Origin of the sequence: Marinobacter koreensis (assembly GCF_023156285.1) — a bacterium.
GTDB lineage: Bacteria > Pseudomonadota > Gammaproteobacteria > Pseudomonadales > Oleiphilaceae > Marinobacter > Marinobacter koreensis.
The window spans coordinates 672,692-695,569 of record NZ_JAKZAJ010000002.1 but is presented as its reverse complement, the minus strand read 5'-3'; the positions used below and the strand labels follow the sequence as shown (position 1 = coordinate 695,569).

Annotated in this window: 22 protein-coding genes; 11 read left to right on the top strand and 11 right to left on the bottom strand. The window is 61.3% G+C overall.

All coding sequences use genetic code 11. The features are described 5' to 3' along the window. Positions 1-14 precede the first annotated feature (14 nt). A complete protein-coding gene (locus MLD04_RS08190) occupies positions 15-401 on the top strand; it encodes a DoxX family protein (protein ID WP_248156763.1) in 387 nt (128 codons plus the stop codon). Between the two features lie 7 nt (positions 402-408). On the opposite strand, the gene MLD04_RS08185 is transcribed toward MLD04_RS08190, so the two are convergent. Continuing rightward, positions 409-2,208, bottom strand: coding sequence for a sensor domain-containing diguanylate cyclase (locus tag MLD04_RS08185; RefSeq protein ID WP_248156761.1), 1,800 nt, complete (start codon positions 2,206-2,208; stop codon positions 409-411). A 161-nt stretch (positions 2,209-2,369) separates the two neighbouring features. Here MLD04_RS08185 and MLD04_RS08180 point away from each other — a divergent pair, with 161 nt between their 5' ends. Continuing rightward, on the top strand, positions 2,370-2,597 hold the full coding sequence (locus tag MLD04_RS08180) for a DUF1653 domain-containing protein (RefSeq protein ID WP_248156759.1): 228 nt from the start codon (positions 2,370-2,372) through the stop codon (positions 2,595-2,597). Positions 2,598-2,723: 126 nt separating this feature from the next. Continuing rightward, entirely contained in the window at positions 2,724-4,046 is a 1,323-nt protein-coding gene (locus tag MLD04_RS08175; RefSeq protein ID WP_248156757.1) for a Na+/H+ antiporter family protein, read from the top strand. Positions 4,047-4,421: 375 nt separating this feature from the next. Here MLD04_RS08175 and MLD04_RS08170 read toward each other — a convergent pair whose 3' ends face one another. Continuing rightward, positions 4,422-4,673 (bottom strand): YheV family putative zinc ribbon protein, encoded by a 252-nt coding sequence (locus MLD04_RS08170; RefSeq protein WP_008940105.1) that lies wholly within the window; start codon positions 4,671-4,673, stop codon positions 4,422-4,424. Between the two features lie 56 nt (positions 4,674-4,729). After that, entirely contained in the window at positions 4,730-6,775 is a 2,046-nt protein-coding gene (gene prlC, locus MLD04_RS08165) for an oligopeptidase A (RefSeq protein WP_248156755.1), read from the bottom strand. Positions 6,776-6,986: 211 nt separating this feature from the next. Here prlC and MLD04_RS08160 point away from each other — a divergent pair, with 211 nt between their 5' ends. After that, positions 6,987-7,529 carry a gamma carbonic anhydrase family protein gene (locus MLD04_RS08160; protein WP_248156753.1) on the top strand — a complete coding sequence of 181 codons (543 nt, stop codon included), beginning with the start codon at positions 6,987-6,989 and terminating at the stop codon, positions 7,527-7,529. Between the two features lie 176 nt (positions 7,530-7,705). Then, positions 7,706-8,158, top strand: coding sequence for an Hsp20/alpha crystallin family protein (locus MLD04_RS08155; protein ID WP_248156751.1), 453 nt, complete (start codon positions 7,706-7,708; stop codon positions 8,156-8,158). Positions 8,159-8,202: 44 nt separating this feature from the next. On the opposite strand, the gene MLD04_RS08150 is transcribed toward MLD04_RS08155, so the two are convergent. From MLD04_RS08150 to MLD04_RS08115, 8 genes are all read right to left on the bottom strand, one after another. Further along, on the bottom strand, positions 8,203-8,517 hold the full coding sequence (locus MLD04_RS08150) for a PA4642 family protein (RefSeq protein WP_248156749.1): 315 nt from the start codon (positions 8,515-8,517) through the stop codon (positions 8,203-8,205). Positions 8,518-8,645: 128 nt separating this feature from the next. Next, a complete protein-coding gene (gene tssL / locus MLD04_RS08145) occupies positions 8,646-9,479 on the bottom strand; it encodes a type VI secretion system protein TssL, long form (protein WP_248156747.1) in 834 nt (277 codons plus the stop codon). A 3-nt stretch (positions 9,480-9,482) separates the two neighbouring features. Continuing rightward, the gene (locus MLD04_RS08140) at positions 9,483-10,256 is read right to left on the bottom strand and encodes a motility protein A (protein ID WP_248156745.1); all 774 of its coding nucleotides are present in this window, start codon (positions 10,254-10,256) and stop codon (positions 9,483-9,485) included. Between the two features lie 46 nt (positions 10,257-10,302). Then, complete coding sequence (gene aroE / locus MLD04_RS08135) at positions 10,303-11,130, bottom strand: shikimate dehydrogenase (protein WP_248156737.1); 828 nt, start codon at positions 11,128-11,130, stop codon at positions 10,303-10,305. Further along, positions 11,120-12,049 (bottom strand): oxygen-dependent coproporphyrinogen oxidase, encoded by a 930-nt coding sequence (hemF, locus tag MLD04_RS08130; protein WP_248156729.1) that lies wholly within the window; start codon positions 12,047-12,049, stop codon positions 11,120-11,122. Before hemF ends, aroE begins: the two co-directional genes overlap by 11 nt. An 8-nt stretch (positions 12,050-12,057) precedes the next feature. After that, positions 12,058-12,630 carry an L-threonylcarbamoyladenylate synthase type 1 TsaC gene (gene tsaC, locus MLD04_RS08125; protein WP_248156727.1) on the bottom strand — a complete coding sequence of 191 codons (573 nt, stop codon included), beginning with the start codon at positions 12,628-12,630 and terminating at the stop codon, positions 12,058-12,060. Positions 12,631-12,669: 39 nt separating this feature from the next. Then, on the bottom strand, positions 12,670-13,848 hold the full coding sequence (dprA, locus tag MLD04_RS08120) for a DNA-processing protein DprA (protein WP_248156725.1): 1,179 nt from the start codon (positions 13,846-13,848) through the stop codon (positions 12,670-12,672). A 77-nt stretch (positions 13,849-13,925) separates the two neighbouring features. After that, positions 13,926-14,942, bottom strand: coding sequence for a LysM peptidoglycan-binding domain-containing protein (locus MLD04_RS08115; protein WP_248156723.1), 1,017 nt, complete (start codon positions 14,940-14,942; stop codon positions 13,926-13,928). A 411-nt stretch (positions 14,943-15,353) separates the two neighbouring features. On the opposite strand from MLD04_RS08115, the gene def reads away from it, so the two are divergent. The 6 genes from def to glyS all read left to right on the top strand — a co-directional run bounded on the left by def (position 15,354) and on the right by glyS (position 22,826). After that, entirely contained in the window at positions 15,354-15,857 is a 504-nt protein-coding gene (gene def / locus MLD04_RS08110) for a peptide deformylase (RefSeq protein ID WP_248156717.1), read from the top strand. An 87-nt stretch (positions 15,858-15,944) separates the two neighbouring features. Continuing rightward, a complete protein-coding gene (gene fmt / locus MLD04_RS08105; protein WP_248156714.1) occupies positions 15,945-16,880 on the top strand; it encodes a methionyl-tRNA formyltransferase in 936 nt (311 codons plus the stop codon). Position 16,881: 1 nt separating this feature from the next. After that, positions 16,882-18,186: a 16S rRNA (cytosine(967)-C(5))-methyltransferase RsmB gene (gene rsmB / locus MLD04_RS08100; RefSeq protein ID WP_248156706.1), complete on the top strand. Its 1,305-nt coding sequence runs from the start codon at positions 16,882-16,884 to the stop codon at positions 18,184-18,186. Continuing rightward, positions 18,183-19,586, top strand: coding sequence for a Trk system potassium transporter TrkA (trkA, locus tag MLD04_RS08095; protein WP_008940090.1), 1,404 nt, complete (start codon positions 18,183-18,185; stop codon positions 19,584-19,586). The genes rsmB and trkA overlap by 4 nt, the downstream gene beginning before the upstream one ends. A gap of 163 nt (positions 19,587-19,749) precedes the next feature. Beyond that, positions 19,750-20,742 (top strand): glycine--tRNA ligase subunit alpha, encoded by a 993-nt coding sequence (gene glyQ, locus MLD04_RS08090; RefSeq protein ID WP_248156874.1) that lies wholly within the window; start codon positions 19,750-19,752, stop codon positions 20,740-20,742. A gap of 2 nt (positions 20,743-20,744) precedes the next feature. Then, entirely contained in the window at positions 20,745-22,826 is a 2,082-nt protein-coding gene (glyS, locus tag MLD04_RS08085; RefSeq protein WP_248156704.1) for a glycine--tRNA ligase subunit beta, read from the top strand. Positions 22,827-22,878: the final 52 nt, after the last annotated feature.

The window sequence follows — 22,878 nt, the reverse complement described above, 5'->3', positions numbered from 1 at the left end:
ACAGGAGATGCCCCTTGCTGGAAAACGCCGATCTCGGAAAACTCATTCTTCGTCTGACCCTGGGTGGGCTCATGCTGTTCCACGGCATCGCCAAACTGCTGCACGGTGTCGGCTTCGTTGAAGGACAGCTGGCATCCCATGGCTTGCCGACTTTCCTGGCCTACGGCGTGTTCATTGGCGAACTGCTGGCACCACTGATGGTGATCCTGGGGTACCAGACCCGGATCGGTGCGCTGCTGATCGTGTTCAACATGCTGGTGGCCATTGCACTGGTGCACACCGGTCAGCTGCTTTCACTCGGCCAGAGTGGCGGCTGGGCACTGGAACTTCAGGGATTTTTCCTGCTGACGGCACTGTCGGTGGTGTTCCTGGGGCCGGGCCGCTACAAACTGAAAAACTGAGCCCGTTTCACAGGCCGGGCGCGGGTGCCGCGGCCGAGTCCCGGTAGACCATCACCCGGTTCCGCCCGGAGGCCTTGGCAGCATACAGCGCTTCGTCGGCGTGACGCACCAGATCGTGGGGCTCCAGATCCCGCCTTGGCGACAGGGTTGCCACGCCCACGCTGGTGGTCAGGTGGACCGGTGGCACCCCTTCCCGGGTGTGGACAGCGGTCCGGGCGACCGCCTGGCGCAGCCGTTCCGCCACCTGGACAGCGCCGTCTTCCTGGGTGGCCGGCAACAGTACCACGAATTCCTCACCACCATAACGCGCCACCAGGTCCCCTGAACGCTGGACGACGCCGGAGAGCACTTCCGCCACGGTCACCAGACAGTCGTCCCCCACCAGATGACCAAGCTCGTCATTGACCCGTTTGAAATAGTCAATGTCGAGCAACAGAAGACTCAATGCTTCTTTCTGCCGGTGCGCCCGTTTCCACTCCGCATGGAGCTTTTCCTCGAATCGACGACGGTTTGCGACCTGGGTGAGGCCGTCGGTCAGGCTGACCGATTTGATCTGTTCATAGGCCTGTTCCAGTTCCTCGGTTCGCTCGCGCACCCGCGATTCCAGGGTCAGATTGGCCTGGCGCTGAACCTCCAGGGCCCGATCCTGCGCTTCCTGCCGTCGGCGTCGTTCCAGGTTAATACGGTAGGCCAGGGCGAAGGACAGCAGTATCACTTCCAGGGCCACGCCCGCCTGCGGTGCCAGTTCGGTCAGGGCACTCCGGGGCATGATGCCGAGCTTGCTGATCGCCAGTATCAGATGGCCTGCCAGCAACGGCGTCCATGCCAGTACGTAAAATCCGCCGAGGACCTGGCCACGGCGCCACACCAGCAGGCCAATCAACCAGGCCGCAGGAGTGGTGATCGCGGCCAGCACACTGACCAGTTCAATACCGCTCTGGTACGGCCCGAACAGTCCATACACCACCGACAGTCCGGAACCGATCACCACAGCCTGCATGAACCGGTAGCTGGGTTTGCTGTAGCGGGCCACCGACAGGAACTTCAAGGTGAAGACCGTTGCAAACAGCAACGCCAGACCCACCGCCGGAACCGTGAAATACCGGTTCAGGATGGGCGTATCCGGCCAGAGCCACTGGAACACCAGCCCGTGGAAATTCAGCTGCACCAGTCCGGAGGCAATGACGGCGAGCACGTACCACAGGTAAGTGCTGTCCCGGACAATGGCAAACAGGAACAGGTTGTACATCACCATGGCAACAAGGATCCCCAGGAAGGTCATCTGCCAGCCATAGGACAGCTGTTCATGGGCGAGGAACTGTGCCGAGGGCGTTATCGCTACCGGGATCTGCACCGATCCCTGGGTCCGCACCCGGATATAGGCGGTAACCGGTTCGGTTTTGGAGGGAACGAGAAACACGAAATCCCGGTGATAGATGGGGCGGGAGCTGAACGGACGACGGTCACCCGTCCGGTGGCTTTCAATCATCTGCCCGTTCCGGACCCAGAAGACTGACACGTCGTCGAGCAGGGGATAGCCGATTTCCAGCACGCGGTTCACCGGTTCCGGTGACACCGGTACCCGCAGCCAGAAGGTGCCGTCGCTGAATCCCCGGTTGAACACGTCACCGGCGTCGAGCGTTTGCCACCGGGACTCCGGCAGACGTCGGACCTGTTCCAGGCTGTCATCCGAACCCGGAAGTTCCACCCAGGAAAAGCCGACCGGCGCCGCGCCTGCAGGCCCGGCGGCCAGCAAGGAAAGGACCAACAAACAGATTCCCAGCGCAAAGGTTGGCAGGCGGCTCATAACGGTTTCCGGTTTTCCGGCCCTGGTTGTTGAACTACACTCTCATTCCCGGAGTGGAAACTTGGCGCATCCCTGCCGTGTTGCTATCAGTTTAGACGCTCGATGCGCGCAAGTCCCCGCGACTTTCCGGGTAAACGGCACCATTTCCCGAGAGACCGAAGATGACCGACAGAAGAGCAACCATCGAACCGGGACGTTATCGACACTACAAGGGCATGGATTACGAGGTGATTGGCACGGCCCGGCACAGCGAGACCGAGGAGCCCCTTGTCGTCTACCGCTGCCTGTACGGCGATCACAGCCTCTGGGTGCGGCCCCTCGCCATGTTCCGTGAGACCGTCGAAGTGGCGGGAGAGCAGGTCCCGCGCTTCGCTCGCCAGGACGACTGACCTCAACGTCCCTTCGGCAATCCCGCTTTGACTCCACCGGTCATTTCCTGCACATTACCGCGCTTTTCGTAGCGTCGGCCCTCACAAGGGGCCGGTGGTTGTCCCAATTCCTATCCGGAGTTTGCCATGAATGCCGTTGTTGCCGCGGTACTGATCATGCTCGTCCTGAGCCTGTGCCGCATCCATGTTGTTGTCGCCCTGATCATCGGCGCTATCTCGGGCGGCCTGATTGCCGGGCTGTCCCTCGAAAACACCATCAATGCTTTCAATAGCGGTCTGGGCGGTGGCGCGACCGTTGCTCTGTCCTACGCCACCCTCGGTGCCTTTGCCGTCGCGATCGGCAAATCCGGCCTGGCCCACGCCCTGGCCGACAAGGCGCTGGCGCTGGTGGGCAAACAGGACGACGGCGCCGCCGCAACCGGCATCCGCTTCGTCATCATCGGCATTCTGCTGGCCATTGCCGTCTCCTCCCAGAACATCCTGCCGATCCACATCGCCTTCATTCCGCTCGTGGTACCGCCACTGCTGTACGTGATGGCAAAGCTCAGGATGGACCGCCGGCTGGTGGCCTGCGTCCTCACCTTCGGCCTGATCACCCCCTACATGTTCCTGCCGGTCGGTTTCGGCGGCATCTATCTGAATGAAATCCTGCTGGCGAACATCAGTGACAACGGCGTAGCCACCGACGGGCTCAACGTGATGAGTGCCATGGCGCTCCCGGCCCTGGGTATGCTGGTAGGCCTGATCATTGCCGTGTTCTTCAGTTATCGAGGCGAGCGCCGCTATGACATGGAGGCCATTGCCCGGACCGAGCGGGTGAACGTTACCTACAGCCCCCGGACCCTGATCATGGCGCTGGTTGCCATTGTCGCGGCCTTCGTGGTGCAGCTCTGGCTGGACTCGATGATCCTCGGTGCCCTGGCCGGTTTCGTGCTGTTCAACGTTTCAGGCGTGGTGAAGTGGAAGGAAGCAGACGACCTGTTCACCGAGGGCATGAAGATGCTCGCCATGATCGGCTTCATCATGATTGCCGCCAACGGCTTTGCCGAGGTCATGCGCGAGACCGGCGACATCGCCTCGCTGGTGCAGGGCTCGGTCGCCGCCATCGGTGACAACAAACCTTTGGCGGCATTCCTGATGCTCGCCGTGGGCCTGCTGATCACCATGGGCATCGGGTCGTCGTTTTCCACCATCCCGATCATTGCCGCCCTGTACGTACCGCTGGCCCTGCAGATGGGCTTCAGCCCCCTGGCCATCGTCGCCCTGGTCGGCACCGCCGGCGCGTTGGGCGATGCCGGCTCCCCGGCCTCCGATTCCACCCTGGGCCCAACCGCCGGCCTCAACGTCGACGGCCAGCACAACCACATCTGGGATACGGTGGTACCGACCTTCCTGCACTACAACCTGCCGCTGCTCGGCTTCGGGTGGTTGGCGGCGATGGTGCTTTAACACTGGAGCATGACCGCTCCCGGTAGCCTGCCTGGTTTGGGGGCTGCGAGGGGGCAGGGGGGATGTTTTCCCTTGGAAATGGAACTCGCTGCGCTCAGACATCCATTTCTGGCGGGAAAAATCCCCCCAACCCCCTCGCGTCGAAACCACCCGGATAACGCCCGGGAGAAGGAACACCCGATTCGAACAGCAAGCCGATGTTCTTTCAGCACTGAAGTATTTGGGGAAATATCTGTGAGGTATCAACGAGAGGGTGTGGGGTACCTTTTCTGCCGGGAAAAAGATGTCTGAGCGAAGCGAGTTATTTTTCCCAGAAGAAAAGGTACCCCGCGCCCTCTCAGCCCCCCAGAACCGACAGGCTAGGGGCAGAGAAACTCAGTCCTCCTGCCCGGACTTGAAGAACACTACCTGTTGAACGGTGTGATCGTCTTCGTTGCTGCGTTTGTTCACCCGGGTCTCCAGCTCCAGTGAGCCGGCATCCGGCTCCTCGGTCATGGCATCGGTGAAGCCGCAGGCCACGCACTCGCGAACCTGCTTGTCGTTGTCATCGGTGAACATCATGATCTTGTCCATCTCCGCACAGCGGGGACAGACGGCGCCGGCGATAAAGCGTTTCGGACTCGCCATAACTCAACTCCCGATAAGGTACACGGCCGTCTCTACGACGGCCGACTGCAATGGGTTCAGGCGGCTTCGTCCGTGATGCCGGATTGTCTCAGCAGGGCATCCACCTGGGGCTCACGGCCTCGGAATGCCTTGAACAGCTCCATGGGCTCGCGGGAACCGCCTTTCTCCAGAATGTTATGGAGGAAGGCCTTGCCGGTTTCAGGATCGAAAATCCCGTTTTCCTCGAACAGTGAGAAGGCATCGGCCGCCAGCACTTCCGCCCACTTGTAGCTGTAATAGCCAGCGGCGTAGCCCCCGGCGAAGATGTGGGAGAAGGCGTTGGGGAAGCGGTTGAACTCGGGGGCTTCCACCACGGCGATTTCGTCCCGGACCTTCCGGTGCATGTCCAGCGGGTTGGTCGGTGCCTCTTCGCTGAATTCCGCATGGAGTCGGAAATCAAAGAGCGAAAACTCCAGCTGGCGGACCATGCCCATGCCCGACTGGAAGTTTTTGGCCGCCAGCAGCTTCTGCAGCAGGTCCTCCGGCAGCGGTTCACCGGTTTCATGATGGCTGGCAATCAGCGCCAGTGACTCCGGATTCCAGCACCAGTTTTCCAGGAACTGGCTGGGCAGTTCCACCGCGTCCCAGGCCACGCCGTTGATGCCGGACACGTCCAGCACATCCACCTGGGTCAGCATGTGGTGCAGGCCGTGACCGAATTCGTGGAACAGGGTGGTCACCTCGTCGTGGGTCAGCAGCGACGGCTTGCCGTTGACCGGCGGCGTGAAGTTACAGGTCAGGAACGCCACGGGCAACTGGAGCTGGCCTCGAAGGTTGCGCCAGCGGACCCGGCAGTCGGCCATCCAGGCACCACCACGCTTGCCCTGACGGGCGTAAAGATCGAGGTAGAACCAGGCGACCGGTTCACCCGCCCGGCTGATGCAATAGGCCGTGGCATCCTCATGCCAGGTCTCAACCTCGGGCCGCTCTTCAATCTGGACGTCGAAGAGCTTCTCGGCCACCCGGAACAGACCCGGCACTACCTTGTTGACCGGGAACCAGGGACGCAGGGTTTCCGGAGAAATGTCGTACTGCTTCTGGCGCAGCTTTTCGCTGTAGTAACCGATGTCCCAGGCCTGCAGCTCGTCCATGCCCTGTTCGTCGCGGGCAAAGGCCTTCAGTTCCGCCATTTCCTTCTCGGCGACCGGCTTGGATTTGGCCGCCAGCTGGTTCAGGAAGTCCATCACTTCGTCCACACTCCGCGCCATCTTGGTGGCGAGCGAGCGCTCGGCGAAGTTGTTAAAGCCCAGCAGCTTCGCCAGCGCATGCCGGCGCTTGAGGATCTCGGCCATGACCGGAGTATTGTCCCAGGTGCCGGCATCCGGACCCTGGTCCGAGGCCCGGGTGACAAAGGCTTCGTAGACTTCCCGGCGCAGGTCACGGTTGTCACAGTAGGTCATCACCGGGAAAAAGCTCGGGAAATCCAGGGTGATCACATAACCGTCGAGTTCCCGCTGTCGCGCCGCCTGTTTGGCCCCTTCGATGGCGGTCTCCGGCAGCCCCGACAGCTCGTCGACGTCGGTGATGTGCTTGTACCAGTGCTGGGTGGCATCGAGGACGTTGTCGCTGAACTTGTTGGACAGCTCCGCCAGCTCCCGCGACAACTCGGCATACTGCTTTTTCTGGTCGGCGGGCAGGTCGACACCACCAAGATGGAAATCCCTCAGGATATTGTCGATAGACTTCCGCTGGGCCTCACTCAGATCCTTGAAATCGTCCCGGGCCGCCAGTTTCTTGTAGGCGTTGCACAGGGTTTCATTCTGACTGATCTCGGTACTGTACTCGGTGAGCTTCTCGAGGCAGTTCTTGTACACTTTCCGCAGCTCGTCGTTGTTCATCACGCCATTGAGATGGCAGATCACCGACCAGGCGTTACTCAGCTTGTCTTCCAGTGCCTGCATCGGCTGCGCCAGGGTCTCCCAGGTGGGATCGTCCTGGTCCGCCAGCTGGCTGATCTTCATGCGGTTCTCGCTGAGAATCTGGTCAATGGCCGTTTCCATGTGCTCGGTCCGGATATGGTCGAACTTCGGCAGCAGATCGTCGGTCAGCAAAGGGTTGTTCATAGGTCCTCTTCTCAGCTTCAGGTTTGTCAGGTAGCTTCAGTAACTCAACCTTGGGGTGAGGGCGCCTTTGGCGGACACACTTTCCAAAACACGCTCAAGCACGTCCATGTGGCGCTTGAGCTCCGCCATCCATGGCTCCGCACAGTTTTGGAAAGTGTGTCCGCCAAAGTCACCCCCCGATCCAAGGGGTAAACCAACAAAGGTATATGTAATGACGAATGTACGCGCTCACAAGGGTATTACGCCACATTTTGGTGAACGGAGCTGGGTGGACCCCAGCGCAGTGGTCATCGGAGACGTGCAAACCGGTGACGATTGCTCCATCTGGCCGATGACGGTCGTGCGCGGGGACATGCATCGCATCCGGATCGGTGACCGGTGCAGCATCCAGGATGGCTCGGTTCTGCACATCACCCACGCCAGCGATTTCAATCCCGGCGGCCATCCACTGACCCTGGGGGACGACGTGACAGTCGGTCACAAGGCCCTGTTGCACGGCTGTACCATCGGCAGCCGGGTTCTGGTGGGCATGGGCTGCATCATCATGGACGGCGCCGTGGTCGAAGACGACGTCATCGTCGCCGCTGGCTGCCTGGTGCCTCCCGGAAAGACCCTGAAATCGGGATACCTTTACGTCGGTTCCCCCTGCAAACAGGCCCGGGCACTGACCGACAATGAGCGATCCTTCTTCACCTACACTGCGGCCAATTACGTCAAGCTGAAGGACGAATATCGGGCCGGGGAGAAAGGCTGACACAGGTCAACTTTTGATCAACGCCTCCTTGAAAACGGATCGGCCAGTCCTACATTCCGAAATAGCCGATGTTCACGGAGTACCAGCCGGGTGGCGCCACCGGTAGGAAGTGGTTCCGGGAACGAAGCTGAAACTGTCGATTCAGATTCGTTTTATGCGAAAAGGAGGACCTTTCCATGAGCAACCTGACACGTTGGAATCCGATCAACGAATTCGAAGACCTGATGAACCGCTACAACCGGATGTTCGGGCTGACCCGCGCCGGCGAGCGCGAGGGGCGCGATCTGTTCAGCCGCAGCGACTGGTCGCCAGCGGTGGACATCAAGGAGACGGACAAGAACTTCACCATTGACGCCGAGCTGCCGGGCATGTCCCGGGACGACGTCAAAGTCACGGTGCACGATGGAGTACTGACCATCCAGGGGGAGCGGAAGCAGGAAGAGGAAACGACGGACAAGAAAGTCCATCGGGTTGAACGCTTCTACGGCAGCTTCCTGCGCCGGTTTACCTTGCCGGACAACGTCGACGAGAATTCAGTGAAGGCCAACTTCAAGGATGGCATGCTGACCCTGACCATCGACAAGGCCGAACCCAGGGAACCGAAAGCGATCGAAGTTGAAGTGAATTAAGCCCGCCTGCCGGTGCAGGAGGAGAAGGGGGCAGCGCGCCGGCGTCAGCCGGCCGCTGCTGTCCGTTTGGCACCTGCTCGCTCCAGCACCTCAGCGTAAGCACCGCCACGTCGGTGTTCAGAAATCTGATCCAGGAGTGTTCGCCCGGACTCGTCGGGGGCATTCAGGTCACGCCCTGCCTCAACGAAGAATCCGATAAAGCGCTCGAAGTCCTCGGCACGCATGGCCCGGTAGGCCTTGAGCAGCACCTCGAAATCCGCGTTTACGCTGCGATCATAGGGTTCAATTGCGAGAAAACTCTTAACCCGCTCGTCGCTCCACTCTTCACCAATGACTTTTGGTTTATCCGGTCCGCTCATAATCGTTCTCGACTGTCCTCAGGTTTGTTCGCAACGTCGGTTACCCGCTTCACGCGCACAGTATAAGGATTTGAAACAACAGGAGTTATATGAATTGCGAATGAGAATCTGCAACCCGAGCATAAGGCTCAGGGCATAATCTCCACAGGGAGGGATCCCTTGGGCGCCGAGCCTTCGCAGGACGGATTGCGGATGGCAATTTCAACCCGACGGTTTTTTGCCCGGTTTTCGGGGCTGTCGTTGGGAACCAGCGGATTGGTTTCGGCACGGCCGGCGGCAATGACCCGGTCCGCCGGGATCTTCCGGTTCATGACCAGTTCGTGCACCACCGAGACGGCCCGGGCGGCAGAGAGATCCCAGTTGGAGCGGTAGCGGTTGCTGGTGATGGGCCGGTCATCGGTGTAACCGGACACCAGCACATCACCCTTACAGGCCGAGAGCACCTCCACCACCCGGTCGATGATGGGAATCATGTCCGGTTTGATGTCCGCTTCCCCGGACTGAAAGGTTGCTTCTTCAGAAAAGCGGATGACGACCTGGCTCTGATCGTAGTTCACACTGAGCGTGTCCGAGGCCACTTCCTGCTGGAGTTCCCGGATCAGGCGACTGGCCAGATCGATCACGCCCCCGGGGATCTTGGTATCGGCGCCGTCCCCGGCCCGCTCATCGATGAACTGGGGTTCGGTCTGCAGCGTATCGGTGGGTTCCGGCAGGGACACGGTATCCGACTCCACCGGTGTAATGGGCGAGCCGCCCACGGCATCGGCCAGGACGTTGCTTGAACCGAAGGCCACGGCCATGGAATTGGCCATGGCCCGGTACTTGTCCACGTCCATCTTGGCAAACGACAAGAGCAGGATGAAGAAGGTAAGCAGCAGCGTAGCCAGATCGGCAAAGGTCACGATCCAGCCCGGGGTCTCGTTCTTCAGGCGGATCTTTTTCTTCTGCCGGAGCACTTCCAAACCTCAGGCCTCCCGCTCCGGCGCCAGGCCGGTGCGATGCTCCGGGGTCACGAACGACGACAGCAATTCCGTCATGACTCTGGGATTCTCGCCGCGCATGATGTTGCGCATGGAGGTGGTGATCAGGATCTGGTTTCGGGTCTCGTCCTCCGCCTTGAGCTGGAGCTTGTCCGCCAGCGGTAGCGCCACCATCTGGGCGATAAAGGCGCCATACAGGGTGGTCAGCAGGGCAACGGCCATGGCCGGCCCGATGGTGGAGGGGTCATCCAGGGTATTGAGCATCTGTACCAGCCCCACCAGGGTGCCAAGCATCCCCAGGGCGGGCGCGGATTCGCCAATGCCGCGAAAAACCCGCTCGGCGACTTCGTATCGCTCCATGGTTTGCTGGGTTTCCTGGGCCAGGGCCTCTTCGACCAGTTCAGGTGGATGTCCGTCCACACAGAGATTGATCGCCTTCTTGAGAAACTCATCCCTGGTTTCATGGCTTTCCAGCCCCAGGATGCCTTCCTTGCGGACCACATGGGCAAGACGGCCGACTTCACGGATCAGCTCGGTCGGGCGGGCGACCCGATCGGTGAAGGCGGCTCGAAACGCCAAACGAAACGCACTCATGACCGTGGGCATGCGGAACTTGATGAGGGTGACGGCGAAGGTACCGCCAATCACGATGGCCAACCCGGGGAGGTTTACAAAGGTAAGCAGCGTGGCGTTGGCCAACATCGCCAGAATGACGATCAGAATACCCGCCACCAGGCCTACAAGCGTCAGAATGTCCATCGCCACCCCTTATCAGAATACATCGGCTGAAGCCGGTTGCCGGACCTCAGTCGGTCCGCAGCGTCTCGATGACCGCGGCAGTCCCGGGACACACGCCACGCCAGACGCGGAAAGACTCGGCCGCCTGCTCCACCAGCATGCCCAGACCATCGAACACCTGCACTGCCCCGTGTTCCAGGGCCCACTGGTTGAACGTGGTCGTTTGCAAAGAGTACATCATGTCGTACACGACCGTTCCGTCACCGATCACACTTGGTGACAGCGGCGGCAGGTCGCCCTTCAGGCTTGCGCTGGTGCCGTTGATGATCACATCGAACGGCGAATCCGGTTGATCGAACCCGCACGCCGCCAGCCGGGTGTCGACCGCCTCCGGCGCAAATAAAGACGCCAGGGTTTCCGCCCGTGCCAGGGTCCGGTTGGCAACCACCAGCTCGGACGGATGCTCCGCCAGCAGGGGCCCCAGCACCCCGCGTACCGCACCGCCCGCGCCGAGTACCAGTATGCGTTTGCCGGCCAGATCCACGCCGTGATTGTTCACCAGGTCCCGGACAAGTCCGCACCCATCTGTATTATCGGCCACAAGCGCGCCATCTTTATCCTGAAACAGGGTATTGGCCGCCCCGGCCTTTTCAGCACGCTCCGTGCGCTTGTCCGCCAGGGCCCAGGCCTGCTCCTTGAAAGGCACGGTCACGTTGAGTCCCTTGCCACCTCGTTCGAAAAAATCCCGCACCGTGCCTTCGAAATCCTCCATCGGCGCCTGGATGGCCGTGTACTCAACGGACTCTCCGGTCTGTTCGGCGAACAGACTGTGAATGCGCGGCGATTTGCTGTGACTGACCGGGTGGCCGATCACTGCGTAAAGGTCATTGGTCATGATGCTCTCCCAGCCAGTCCCGACCGGTCAGGAAATAGTCGGTCAGTCGAGCCTCTTCCGTGCCCGGCTCGGGTATGCGGTTGTAGTCCCAGCGCACCAGTGGTGGCAGGGACATCAGGATGGACTCGGTACGGCCTCCGGATTGCAGCCCGAACAGGGTGCCCCGATCGTAGACGAGATTGAACTCGACGTAACGACCCCGTCGATAGAGCTGAAACTCCCGTTGCCGGTCACCATAGGGGGTATCCATGCGACGACGGACAATGGGTTCGTAGGCTTCGATGTAGCTGTCGCCAATCGACCGCATGAACGCGAAGTCGCGATCGAAATCCCCGGTGTTGTGGTCGTCGAAAAACAGGCCGCCAACGCCCCGGGGTTCATCCCGGTGTTTCAGGTAAAAGTAGTCATCGCACCATTGTTTGAAACGGTGGTAGGTATCCTCACCAAAGGGGGCGCAGGCATCCCTGGCGGTCTGGTGCCAGTGGACACAGTCCTCATCGAACCCATAGTAGGGCGTCAGGTCATAGCCGCCACCAAACCAGTAGACCGGATCGGCGCCTTCCGGGGTCGCCACGAAAAACCGGACGTTGGCGTGAGAGGTCGGCACATAGGGATTTTGCGGATGAATCACGAGGGACACGCCCATCGCCTGCCAGGGGGCACCCGCCAGATGCGGCCGGTGGGCCGTCGCCGATGCCGGCATGGTCTCACCGGTTACGTGGGAAAAGTTGACACCGCCTTTCTCGAAAACCCGGCCATCCGTGATGACCCGGCTTATCCCCCCGCCCCCCTCGGGACGATCCCAGGCATCGGTCAGGAACGTGGCCTGGCCATCAAGAGCGCCCAGTCGGTCGCAGATGGTTTCCTGCAGACCAAGCAAATAGTCTTTGACGGCCTGGGTATCGGGTTGGTATGCCATGAAATCTCCTATCGAAGCTGCTGACCGGTGACAATATCAATGATCCGGCTGGGTTTGCGATTACCGCCAAGGTTGCCCGGAACAATCCGGTCCAGTTGATCACCGAAATAACGGCGCACCTGCCAGGAGTGCCGCGCCGGCTGCCGGCCGGCCGGGTTGCAGGAGGTCGACACCAGGGGCATTCCGGCCGTCTCGCACAAGGCTTTCACCACCGGGTGTGCACTGACGCGAACCGCGATGGTTCGATGCTTGCCGCGCACCCATTCCGGCACCTGGCCGAGAACATCGGGTACCAGGCAAGTGACCGGGCCGGGCCAGTATTGCTGGGCCTCACGACGGAGTTCGGGAGGTAGGGGATCCAGCAGGAACTGAATCTGGGACACAGAGGCGGCCACCAGGATCATCCCTTTTTCCATGGGGCGTTGTTTCAGGTCGAGGATCCGCTCCACCGCGAGGGCGTCCCAGGGATCGCATCCGAGTCCCCAGACCGCCTCCGTCGGGTAAGCAATAACGCCGCCGTCGAGAAGGGTCCGTCGCGCACAATCCAGGTGCCAGTCACTCAGAGGAAGAGGTTTGGCCATGTACAGTATCATCTGATCGGGTTGGTAAAACGCACCGACTCAGGCCAGCCTCAGATACCCGCCAGGAGCAGAAGCCACCAGTCCCTGCAACTCCAGAAGCAACAGGGACTGCATCAGCTGATCAGCGGGCAGACCGGTGGCTGACGCCAGTGCATCGGTCGATAACGGATCATACCCTAATGCCCGAAACACCGCGATTTCCCGTTCTGCGAGGGCAGACAGGTCGGGCCCTCCGGCCGCTTCCGGCTTTTCGGTCACTGCCGGCTGCAGCGACCACCAGGTGCCCAGCTCTTCCAGTACATCGTCCACCGTTTCCACCAGGCGGGCGCCCTGCTTGATCAGGTGATGACAGCCCCGGGCCACCGGGCTGTGCACGGAACCCGGAATCGCGAATACTTCACGGCCCTGCTCCAGCGCCAGCCTGGCAGAGATCAGCGACCCGCTTTTCAGACCCGCCTCGACCACCAGAATGCCCCGGGAAAGACCACTGATGATCCGGTTCCGCTTGGGAAAATGGCCAGCTCGGGCAGGGGTTCCGGGCGGGTATTCGGATACGATCACGCCCCGTTCCGCGATTCGCCGGCCCAGCGGCAAGTGTTGCCGGGGATAGAGACGGTCCGGGCCGGAGCCAATGACAGCGACCGTTGGCGCACCCGCATCCATGGCCCCCGCATGGGCCGCACCGTCGATTCCGAGTGCCAGCCCACTGGTCACCAGCAGCCCGCGTTCACTCAGGGTCATGGCGAACCGTCGGGCGTGATCCAGACCCGCCGGTGTTGCATGCCGGCTGCCGACGATGCCGATCTGATCGCGCCGAAGCAGTGCGGTATCGCCCACACAATACAGTGCCAGTGGCGGGTTGTGGATATGGCGCAGAGCTTCGGGGTAATCGCGATCGGGCCAGGTCAGGATGGTGATATTGGCCGAATTGCAGGCGTCGACGATCCCTGCCACCTCCACCATAAGGGGATGACCCGAGTCCTGGTGCTGCCAGGCGAGGATGCCGGTAAGCGTCTCGCCATCGAGACCGATGGCCTTCAGGGTGGCAGAACTCAGGGACAGGACATCACACAGGTTGTCGACGGCTTGCAGGACGGACTGCCGAACACGAATACCGAATCCGGGCAGCCGGGTCAGCAGAATCCAGGACGCAGCGGGATGGGCCAGGGGATCATCAGCCAGCAGGGGGCTCTCACCCCCGGACGCAGAGGTTTTCATTACTTTTCATCCTTGAAAACGACAATGGCCGGGCATTCCCGCCCGGCCATTCATTCAACAAAATGCCTGGGAGTCGATCAGGGGTTGGCCACCTTGTCACCAACCGCCAGCGGACGGCTCGACTGGAGCACCAGACCGTAGCTCATTTTTTCATAGACCTGGAACACCATCATCAGGCCGGCACGCTCGGACGGCAGCTCGATGGTCTCACCGGTGACCGGATCCCGCACCAGATTACCGCTCTTGAGGACGGCCAGCACGTTACCGGATTTCAGGCCATCCCGTTCGCCACGGTTGATGACCACCACATCGAACTGGCCGATCTGGCTGACCCCGCCATCCACGGCGATCATCAGGCCGGTCACCTTGTTATCGGGGGCACTTGGCACGAAGCTGGTGGCCAGCGGACGATTGACGTTGGTCAGCAGCCGGTCACCGATGCGGACTTCCTGATTGGAATCGGTCAGGGCCACGGTCAGGACATCGCCGTTTTCGGCCGTGATCTTGCCGGACCCCACACTCCGGGCCTCCAGTCCCAGGAACTCACCGGTTTCCGGATCAACGAACTGCTGCGTCCGGCGGAAAATTCCCACCTTGTCTGCCGGCTTCTTGCCCCGGGCGTAGATACGGTCGCCGGCACCCGTGATGATCCGGCCATCCTCACCTTCCAGAACGTACGGCGCACCGTTGAGCTCCTCCGGTGTGACCACGCGGGTATCGGTCAGGAAACTGCTGATGGCGTCGAGCGGAATCGCCGGGATGGGCGTATCAATGGGCTCGGAACGCACCTTCGGTGACAGCTTCACCACATCGCTGGTGGCCACCTTGGTGATGCGGGGCTTGCCATCGATGTAGACCAGGGCCAGGCGATCACCCGGATAGATCAGGTGAGGATTGGCAACCTGCGGATTCACGTGCCAGATTTCCGGCCAGTACCAGGGGTTCTTCAGAAATCGAGCCGAAATATCCCAGAGGGTGTCCCCTTTCACCACGGTGTAACGCTCGGGATGGTCGGACCGCAGCTCCGGTTGAGCCTGGGCCCAGGAGGTGAACAGCAGCATGGTGGCTGCCAGAGCGTACAGCAGTTTCCTCATTGTGTAAGTCCTTGATCGCGTGCCTTAAGGTCTTTGCATTCGGTTGATCTGCAACCGGTTACCTGCAGATTATTACTTTGTTATTCCTGTTACTATAGAAGAAGTCTCGGAAATTGTGATGTTATCTTTTGTTCTTCCAGTAAATTCTATCCCGCCGTCAAAAGATTTTAACTATTAACTGATCAGTTTGTACTCAATCGACGAATTAGGGGATAATAATGATTATTGGACAGGCAGTCCCGTCCGGCCATTGAAAGTCGCGGTTTCAGCCCGACTGTTCATGTTATAAGCGAAACTTTGCCCAGTGGTCGGCAATATTTCGGAGACTGCCTTCACACGGTTACAAATTGTAAAACGTCTGTACGGAAAGAACAGGCGCTACCGAATCCACGGCCCAGAATTACGAGCGTTATGATACTAGATATTCTCGAATACCCGGATCCCCGTCTGCGCACCATCGCCAAGCCGGTCGAAGCAGTGACGGACGACATCCGCAAGCTGATCGACGACATGTTCGAGACCATGTACGATGCGCCCGGCATTGGTCTGGCGGCCACGCAGGTCAACGTGCACAAGCAGATCATTGTCATGGATCTGTCCGAAGACAAAAGCGAGCCCCGGGTCTTTATCAATCCTGAAGTGGAAGTTCTCGACGGCGACCTTGAGCCCATGCAGGAAGGTTGTCTGTCGGTACCCGGTTTCTATGAGGATGTCGAACGGGTCGAGCACTGCATCATCCGGGCTCGGGATCGTGACGGCAATCCCTTCGAAATCGAGGCACAGGGCCTGCTGGCCGTGTGTATCCAGCACGAGATGGATCATCTCAATGGCAAGCTCTTCGTGGATTACCTCAGCGCCCTGAAGCGCAACCGGATCCGCAAGAAGCTCGAGAAACTTCATCGGAAGAGCGCCTGACCGGACAGGTCAGCAGATCAGCAGAGTTTCACGGACCGGGCGTTGACCCGGTCTTTTCGTATTCAACGGAACAGAGACAAACGCACCGTGCGAATCGTATTTGCGGGCACCCCCGATTTTGCTGCCATTGCCCTTCGAAGCCTTCTGACGACTCACCACGAGATTGTCGGCGTCTACACTCAGCCGGACCGCCCGGCCGGTCGTGGCCGCAAGCCCTCGCCCGGCCCGGTGAAACAGGTCGCCCAGGAGCATTCGCTCCCGGTCTACCAACCTGAAACGCTCAAAACGCCCGAGGCGCGGGAAGAGCTGGCCGCCCTCGTGCCGGATGTCATGATCGTCGCGGCCTATGGCCTGATCCTGCCGGCGGATGTGCTGGCGACTCCACGCCATGGATGCCTGAACATCCACGCCTCGCTCCTGCCACGCTGGCGGGGAGCTGCCCCTATCCAGAGGGCCATTGCCGCTGGCGATTCCGAAACCGGTATCACCATCATGCAGATGGACGAAGGCCTGGACACCGGCGACATGCTGCTGAAGTCGATCACCCCCATCGAAGCCGACGACACCGGCGGAAGCCTCCACGACCGCCTCGCCGATATGGGTGGTGCGGCCATCGTGAAGGCGATGGATCTGCTCGAGAAAGGGGAGCTGACCGGAGAGGCCCAGAACGACGAGCGGGCCTGCTACGCCCGCAAGCTGACCAAAGAGGAAGGCCATCTGGACTGGCAGTCCGATGCGAACGCTCTGGAGCGTCTGATCCGGGCCTTCAATCCCTGGCCCGGGACCTACACAGAACTCGACGGCGAGCGCATCCGGATTCACGAGGCGAGCGTCCTGCCCGAGTCGTCAGACCAGCCGCCCGGGACGGTCATCCGGCGCAACCGGGACGGCATTGATATCGCCTGTGGTGAGGCTGTGCTGCGGGTAACGCGGCTGCAATTGCCAGGGGCACGCACCCAGACCGCGAATGACCTGATCAACGGGGGCAAGCAACTGCTGATGCCCGGTCAGGAGCTTCACTGACATGACCGGCGGCCACCAACCCATCCGAGCCGTTGCGGCCGGCGTGCTGCTCTCCGTAGAGCAGGGCCAGTCACTCAGCCAGTGTCTGCCATCGGCGCTGAACCGGGTGGGCGATCACGAGCGGGCGGAACTCCAGGCCCTCTGCTACGGTAGCTGCCGCTGGTTCCACCGACTCGACGCCGAACTGGGCGACCGCCTGAACAAACCTCTGCGCAAACCGGACCGGATCATTCACCATCTGATGCTGGTGGCCCTGTTCCAGCTGCGTTTCAGCGATCGGGCCGCCACCTATGCCGTGGTCAATGAAGCCGTGGAAGCCTGTCGTGCCCTCGGTAAGCCGCACCTGACCGGCCTGGTGAACGGTGTACTCCGGGGCGCCCAGCGGGACGAGGCGCCCGAGCCACGGGACGACCCGGCCCGCTTCAGCCACCCCCGATGGATGGTTGATAAGCTGCGCCATAATTGGCCGGACGACTGGCAAGGCATCCTGGAAGCCAACAACACCCAGGCGCCCATGACCCTTCGGGTGAATGCCCGGCGCTTTACCCGGGACCAATACCTCGCTCTGCTTGACGACGCCGGCATTGAGGCAACTCCCACCCGGTTTGCTCCCCACGGTCTGCAACTGGCCAGACCAGTACCGGTGGACCGGCTGCCCTGGTTTGCCGACGGCGCCGTGAGCGTTCAGGACGAAGCCGCCCAACTCTGCACCACGCTGCTCGATCTGGCTCCGGGCCAGCGCGTCCTGGATGCCTGCGCCGCCCCGGGCGGCAAGACCTGTGCAATCCTTGAAGCCTGTGACGCCCTGGCCGAGGTGGTCGCCATCGACGAATCCGCTGATCGATTGCCACGGGTGGAAGAGAATCTGGAACGCCTGGACCTGGTCGCAACACTGAAGCAGGCGGACGCCGCGCGAATCGAAGACTGGTGGGACGGCGATGCCTTTGATCGCATCCTGCTCGATGTGCCCTGCAGCGCCACCGGGGTTATCCGGCGGCATCCGGACATCAAACTGCTGCGCCGTGAATCCGACATCGTACCCCTCGCCGGAATCCAGCTTGGCCTCCTCAATGCCATGTGGTCGATTCTGAAACCCGGGGGGAGACTGGTCTACGCAACCTGCTCCGTGTTCCCCCAGGAAAACCACCGTATAATTCAACGGTTCCGCAAACAGTGCGCGGACAGCATACTGGTGGAGCCGGAGGTGACCTGGGGCCGCGACACCGGCGCAGGCCGGCAGCTGCTACCAAATCCTGACAGCCACGATGGCTTCTTCTACGCGGTACTGGAGAAACCCGAACCATGAAGATCCTGATTCTAGGCGCCGGCCAGGTCGGCGGTACCCTGGCCGAGAACCTGGCCAACGAAGCCAACGACATCACCGTGATCGACAGCGATGGCGCCCGCCTCCGCGAGCTGCAGGATCGGCTGGACATCCGGACCGTGCAGGGCAAGGCCTCATTTCCGACGGTGCTGCGACAGGCTGGTGCCGAAGACGCCGACATCCTCATTGCCGTCACCAACAGTGACGAAACCAACATGGTCGGCTGCCAGGTCACCAAGCTGCTGTACAAGACTCCGACCACCATCTGCCGGGTACGCGCCAATGCCTATCTGGCCCGGTCCGAGCTGTTCTATCAGCGCGACAAGGAAAAGGATCTGGACAGCCTGCGCGGGTTTCCGATCGACGTCCTGATCAGCCCGGAACACCTGGTTACCAAGCACATTACCCGCCTGATCGAATACCCGGGCGCATTGCAGGTACTGGAATTCTCCAAGGGTCTGGTGCGGCTGGTGGCCATCCGGGCAACCCAGGGTGGCCCCCTGGTTGGCCATGAGCTGTCTTACCTGCGCACCCACATGCCCCGGATCGAGACCCGTGTGGCCGCGATTTTCCGGAAGGACCGGGCGATCATGCCCCAGGGCGATACGGTGATCGAAGATGGCGACGAAGTGTTTTTTATCGCCGGTGCCGACCACATCCGATCGGTCATGAGCGAACTGCAACCGCTGGTCAAACCGTACAAGCGTATCTTCATCTGCGGGGGCGGCAATATCGGCCAGCGCCTGGCCAAAACCCTGGAAAGCCGCTACCAGGTCAAGCTGCTGGAGCAGGATCACGACCGGTGCGTGATGCTCTCGGAAAACCTCCGCAAGACGGTTGTCCTGGAGGGCAATGCCGCCAACAAGGACATCCTGCTCGAAGAGAACATCGAAAACACCGATGTTTTCTGCGCCGTCACCAACGATGACGAAGCCAATATCATGGCATCGCTGCTGGCCAAACGGCTGGGGGCTCGCAAGGTCTTCACCCTGATTAACAACCCGGACTACGTCGACCTGATCCAGGGCGGCGACATCGATGTCGCCATCTCGCCCCAGCAGACCACCATAGGAAGCCTGCTCACCCATGTACGGCGGGGCGATGTGGTGAACGTTCACTCACTGCGCCGGGGCGCCGCTGAGGCCATTGAGGCGATTGCCCATGGCGACCATCGATCCTCCAAGGTGGTGGGTAAGCGGCTGGACGAAATCAATCTGCCCGAAGGCACCACCATCGGCGCCATCGTCCGCCATAACGAGGTGCTCATCGCCCACGACCACCTGCGGGTGCAGCCGGACGACCACGTCATCCTGTTCCTGGTGGACAAGTCCCGGGTCCGGGATGTGGAGAAGCTGTTCCAGGTGGGTCTGACCTTCTTCTAGCGCAAAATCAAAGGCGTGAATCGCACTTAGAAATACCGCTTTGGCAAGCGTATAATGCGCCTTTTTTCGGAGTGTCCCGAGGGAACAGCGGGGCGCCACACACAGACTGAATCAGCAGGCAATCGTCGTGACAGACAAGGCAACGAACAACTCCGCGCCGGATATCAAGACCTTCCAGGGTCTGATCCTGGCTCTGCAGAATTTCTGGGCGCAGCATGGCTGCGTGGTTCTCCAGCCCCTGGATATGGAAGTGGGCGCCGGTACCTTTCACCCGGCCACCTTCCTTCGCGCCATCGGCCCGGAGACCTGGAATGCCGCCTATGTTCAGCCCAGCCGTCGCCCCACCGACGGTCGTTACGGTGAAAACCCGAACCGTCTGCAGCATTACTATCAGTTCCAGGTGGTCCTCAAGCCCTCCCCGGACAACATCCAGGAACTGTATCTGGATTCCCTCCGCGCCCTGGGCCTCGATCCCCTGGTACACGACATCCGGTTTGTCGAGGACAACTGGGAATCCCCCACGCTGGGCGCCTGGGGCCTGGGCTGGGAAATCTGGCTCAATGGCATGGAAGTCACCCAGTTCACCTACTTCCAGCAGGTGGGCGGCCTGGAGTGCTACCCCGTCACCGGCGAACTGACCTACGGGCTGGAGCGGATCGCCATGTACCTGCAGGGCGTCGACAGCGTTTACGACCTGGTCTGGACCGAAGGCCCGGATGGCGTCGTCACCTACGGCGACGTGTTCCACCAGCAGGAAGTGGAAATGTCCACCTACAACTTCGAACAGGCCGACACCGAATTCCTGTTCCACAGCTTCGATGTGCATGAGCGCGAGAGCGCCCGGCTGATCGAGGCCGGGCTGCCGCTTCCGGCCTACGAGCAGGTGCTGAAGGCGTCTCATACCTTCAACCTGCTGGACGCCCGCCACGCCATCTCGGTCACCGAGCGGCAGCGTTTCATTCTCCGTGTCCGTACCCTGGCCCGCGCCGTGGCCCAGGCCTACTTCGACAGCCGCCGTAAGCTCGGCTTCCCGCTGGCCCCTGAGGCCCTGCGCGAGGAAGTGCTGGCCGCCGCCGCAGCGGCCGATGAAAAGGCCAACGGCAAGAAGAAGGGCAAGAAAGCGAAGCAGGCACAGCAGGAACAGGGGAACGCATAATCATGGCTACACAGGATTTTCTGGTCGAACTGGGCACTGAAGAGCTGCCTCCCAAAGCGCTCAAGACTCTGTCCAACGCCTTTACCCAGGGCATTGCCAAGGGCCTGGAAGAGGCTGGCATCGAGTTTGGCAAGGTCGAGTCCTTCGCCGCGCCACGCCGTCTTGCCGTCCGGGTAAGGGACCTGGCCGATGCTCAGCCGGACAAACCGGTGGAAAAACGGGGCCCGGCGGTCAAGGCCGCCTTCGACGACGCCGGTAACCCGACCCGGGCATTGACCGGCTTCGCCACATCCCTGGGCATTACGCCGGACCAGCTGGACACCCTGGAAACCGAAAAAGGTGCCTGGGTGGTCTACCGTACCGTGGAGCAGGGCAGACCGACGGTCGAATTGATGCCCGAACTGGTCGAACAGTCCCTCGCCGCCCTGCCGATTCCCAAGCGCATGCGCTGGGGCGCCCACCGTACCGAATTCGTTCGGCCGGTCCACTGGGCGATTCTGCTGTATGGCAATAAGGTGATCGACGCACCGATCATGGGCCTGAAACCGGGCAATACCACCCGCGGCCATCGTTTCCATTGTCCGAAGCCGCTGATCGTGCCGACCCCGAACGATTACGAGGTCGTTCTCAAGCAGGAAGGCTACGTACTCGCTGACTTTGCCGAGCGCCGCGAGCAAATCCGCAAAGGCGTTGCCGCCCTCGCCGAGAAGGAAGCCGGTGGCAAGGCTGTGATTGATGAAGACCTGCTGGACGAAGTCACCGCGCTGAACGAATGGCCGGTCCCGCTGATGGGGCGTTTTGAGGAACGCTTCCTGGAAGTGCCCGCAGAAGCGCTGATCTCTTCCATGGAGGAGCATCAGAAGTATTTCCACGTGGTGGGCAAGGACGGAAAGATACTGCCGCTGTTCATCACCGTGGCCAACCTGGAGAGCAAGGATCCGGCACAGGTGATCGCCGGCAACGAGAAGGTGATCCGTCCCCGGCTGTCGGACGCTGCGTTCTTCTATGAGACGGATCGCAAGACCCGCCTGGAAGCTCGTATCGAATCGCTCAAGCCGATCGTGTTCCAGGAGAAGCTCGGCAGTCTTTATGACAAATCCGTTCGCGTAGCGGCACTGGCGAAGAAGATCGCCGAGGCCATCGGCAGCGATCCGGCCCTCGCCGAGCGCGCCGCCATGCTGGCCAAAACCGACCTGGTCACCGAGATGGTACTCGAATTCACCGACCTTCAGGGCATCATGGGCCAGTACTACGCCGCCAACGACGGCGAGCCCGAAGATGTCGCCCGGGCGCTGAACGAGCAGTACATGCCGCGCTTTGCCGGCGACAGCCTGCCGACCACGCTGACCGGCTGTGCCGTTGCCATCGCTGACCGGATCGACTCACTGGTCGGCCTGTTCGGAATCAATCAGCCGCCATCGGGCACACGGGATCCGTTTGCACTGCGCCGGGCTTCCCTGGGTGTGCTTCGCATCATCATCGAACGGGAGCTGCCGCTGGATCTGCAAACCCTGTGCGAATGGGCCGAACAGAACTTCACGGTACTGACCGAGCAGGACACCGCCAGCACCGTGGTGGACTATATGCTGGAGCGTTTCCGCGCCCACTACGAAGAGCAGGGCATCGGCGCCGAGGTGTACCTGGCGGTGCATGCCCGTCGTCCGACCCGGCCGCTGGACTTCGACCGCCGCGTGAAGGCGGTGGAGGCCTTCCGCCAGCTGCCGGAAGCGCAGGCGCTGGCCGGTGCCAACAAGCGGGTATCCAACATCCTGACCAAACAGGGCGGCGACAGCATCGGCGAAACCGTGGATCCGTCCCTGCTGCAGGATGCCGAGGAGAAAACCCTGGCCGCTCAGGTGGAGGAACAGGCGCAGACAGTGCTGCCGATGTTCGAGAAGGGCGACTACGCCAGCGCGCTGAGCTCGCTGGCCAGCCTGAGAGAACCGGTGGACACGTTCTTCGATGCGGTCATGGTGATGGCCGAGGACGACGCAGTCCGGAACAACCGGCTGGCGCTGCTCAATCGCCTGCGCAACCTGTTCCTGCGGGTTGCCGACATCTCCCTGCTGCCGACCGCTGGCTGATCCTCTGTTCGCGGGTGCCAGCCAACGCTGGCGCCCGCCGACATCGCCTATC

Excerpts from the sequence above, each read along its gene's own strand:
- MLD04_RS08185 (WP_248156761.1), bottom strand. The coding sequence starts at position 2,208 with ATGAGCCGCCTGCCAACCTTTGCGCTGGGAATCTGTTTGTTGGTCCTT.
- MLD04_RS08180 (WP_248156759.1), top strand. The coding sequence starts at position 2,370 with ATGACCGACAGAAGAGCAACCATCGAACCGGGACGTTATCGACACTAC.
- MLD04_RS08175 (WP_248156757.1), top strand. The coding sequence starts at position 2,724 with ATGAATGCCGTTGTTGCCGCGGTACTGATCATGCTCGTCCTGAGCCTG.
- MLD04_RS08170 (WP_008940105.1), bottom strand. The coding sequence starts at position 4,673 with ATGGCGAGTCCGAAACGCTTTATCGCCGGCGCCGTCTGTCCCCGCTGT.
- prlC (WP_248156755.1), bottom strand. The coding sequence starts at position 6,775 with ATGAACAACCCTTTGCTGACCGACGATCTGCTGCCGAAGTTCGACCAT.
- MLD04_RS08160 (WP_248156753.1), top strand. The coding sequence starts at position 6,987 with ATGACGAATGTACGCGCTCACAAGGGTATTACGCCACATTTTGGTGAA.
- MLD04_RS08155 (WP_248156751.1), top strand. The coding sequence starts at position 7,706 with ATGAGCAACCTGACACGTTGGAATCCGATCAACGAATTCGAAGACCTG.
- MLD04_RS08150 (WP_248156749.1), bottom strand. The coding sequence starts at position 8,517 with ATGAGCGGACCGGATAAACCAAAAGTCATTGGTGAAGAGTGGAGCGAC.
- MLD04_RS08140 (WP_248156745.1), bottom strand. The coding sequence starts at position 10,256 with ATGGACATTCTGACGCTTGTAGGCCTGGTGGCGGGTATTCTGATCGTC.
- aroE (WP_248156737.1), bottom strand. The coding sequence starts at position 11,130 with ATGACCAATGACCTTTACGCAGTGATCGGCCACCCGGTCAGTCACAGC.
- hemF (WP_248156729.1), bottom strand. The coding sequence starts at position 12,049 with ATGGCATACCAACCCGATACCCAGGCCGTCAAAGACTATTTGCTTGGT.
- tsaC (WP_248156727.1), bottom strand. The coding sequence starts at position 12,630 with ATGGCCAAACCTCTTCCTCTGAGTGACTGGCACCTGGATTGTGCGCGA.
- dprA (WP_248156725.1), bottom strand. The coding sequence starts at position 13,848 with ATGAAAACCTCTGCGTCCGGGGGTGAGAGCCCCCTGCTGGCTGATGAT.
- MLD04_RS08115 (WP_248156723.1), bottom strand. The coding sequence starts at position 14,942 with ATGAGGAAACTGCTGTACGCTCTGGCAGCCACCATGCTGCTGTTCACC.
- def (WP_248156717.1), top strand. The coding sequence starts at position 15,354 with ATGATACTAGATATTCTCGAATACCCGGATCCCCGTCTGCGCACCATC.
- rsmB (WP_248156706.1), top strand. The coding sequence starts at position 16,882 with ATGACCGGCGGCCACCAACCCATCCGAGCCGTTGCGGCCGGCGTGCTG.
- trkA (WP_008940090.1), top strand. The coding sequence starts at position 18,183 with ATGAAGATCCTGATTCTAGGCGCCGGCCAGGTCGGCGGTACCCTGGCC.
- glyS (WP_248156704.1), top strand. The coding sequence starts at position 20,745 with ATGGCTACACAGGATTTTCTGGTCGAACTGGGCACTGAAGAGCTGCCT.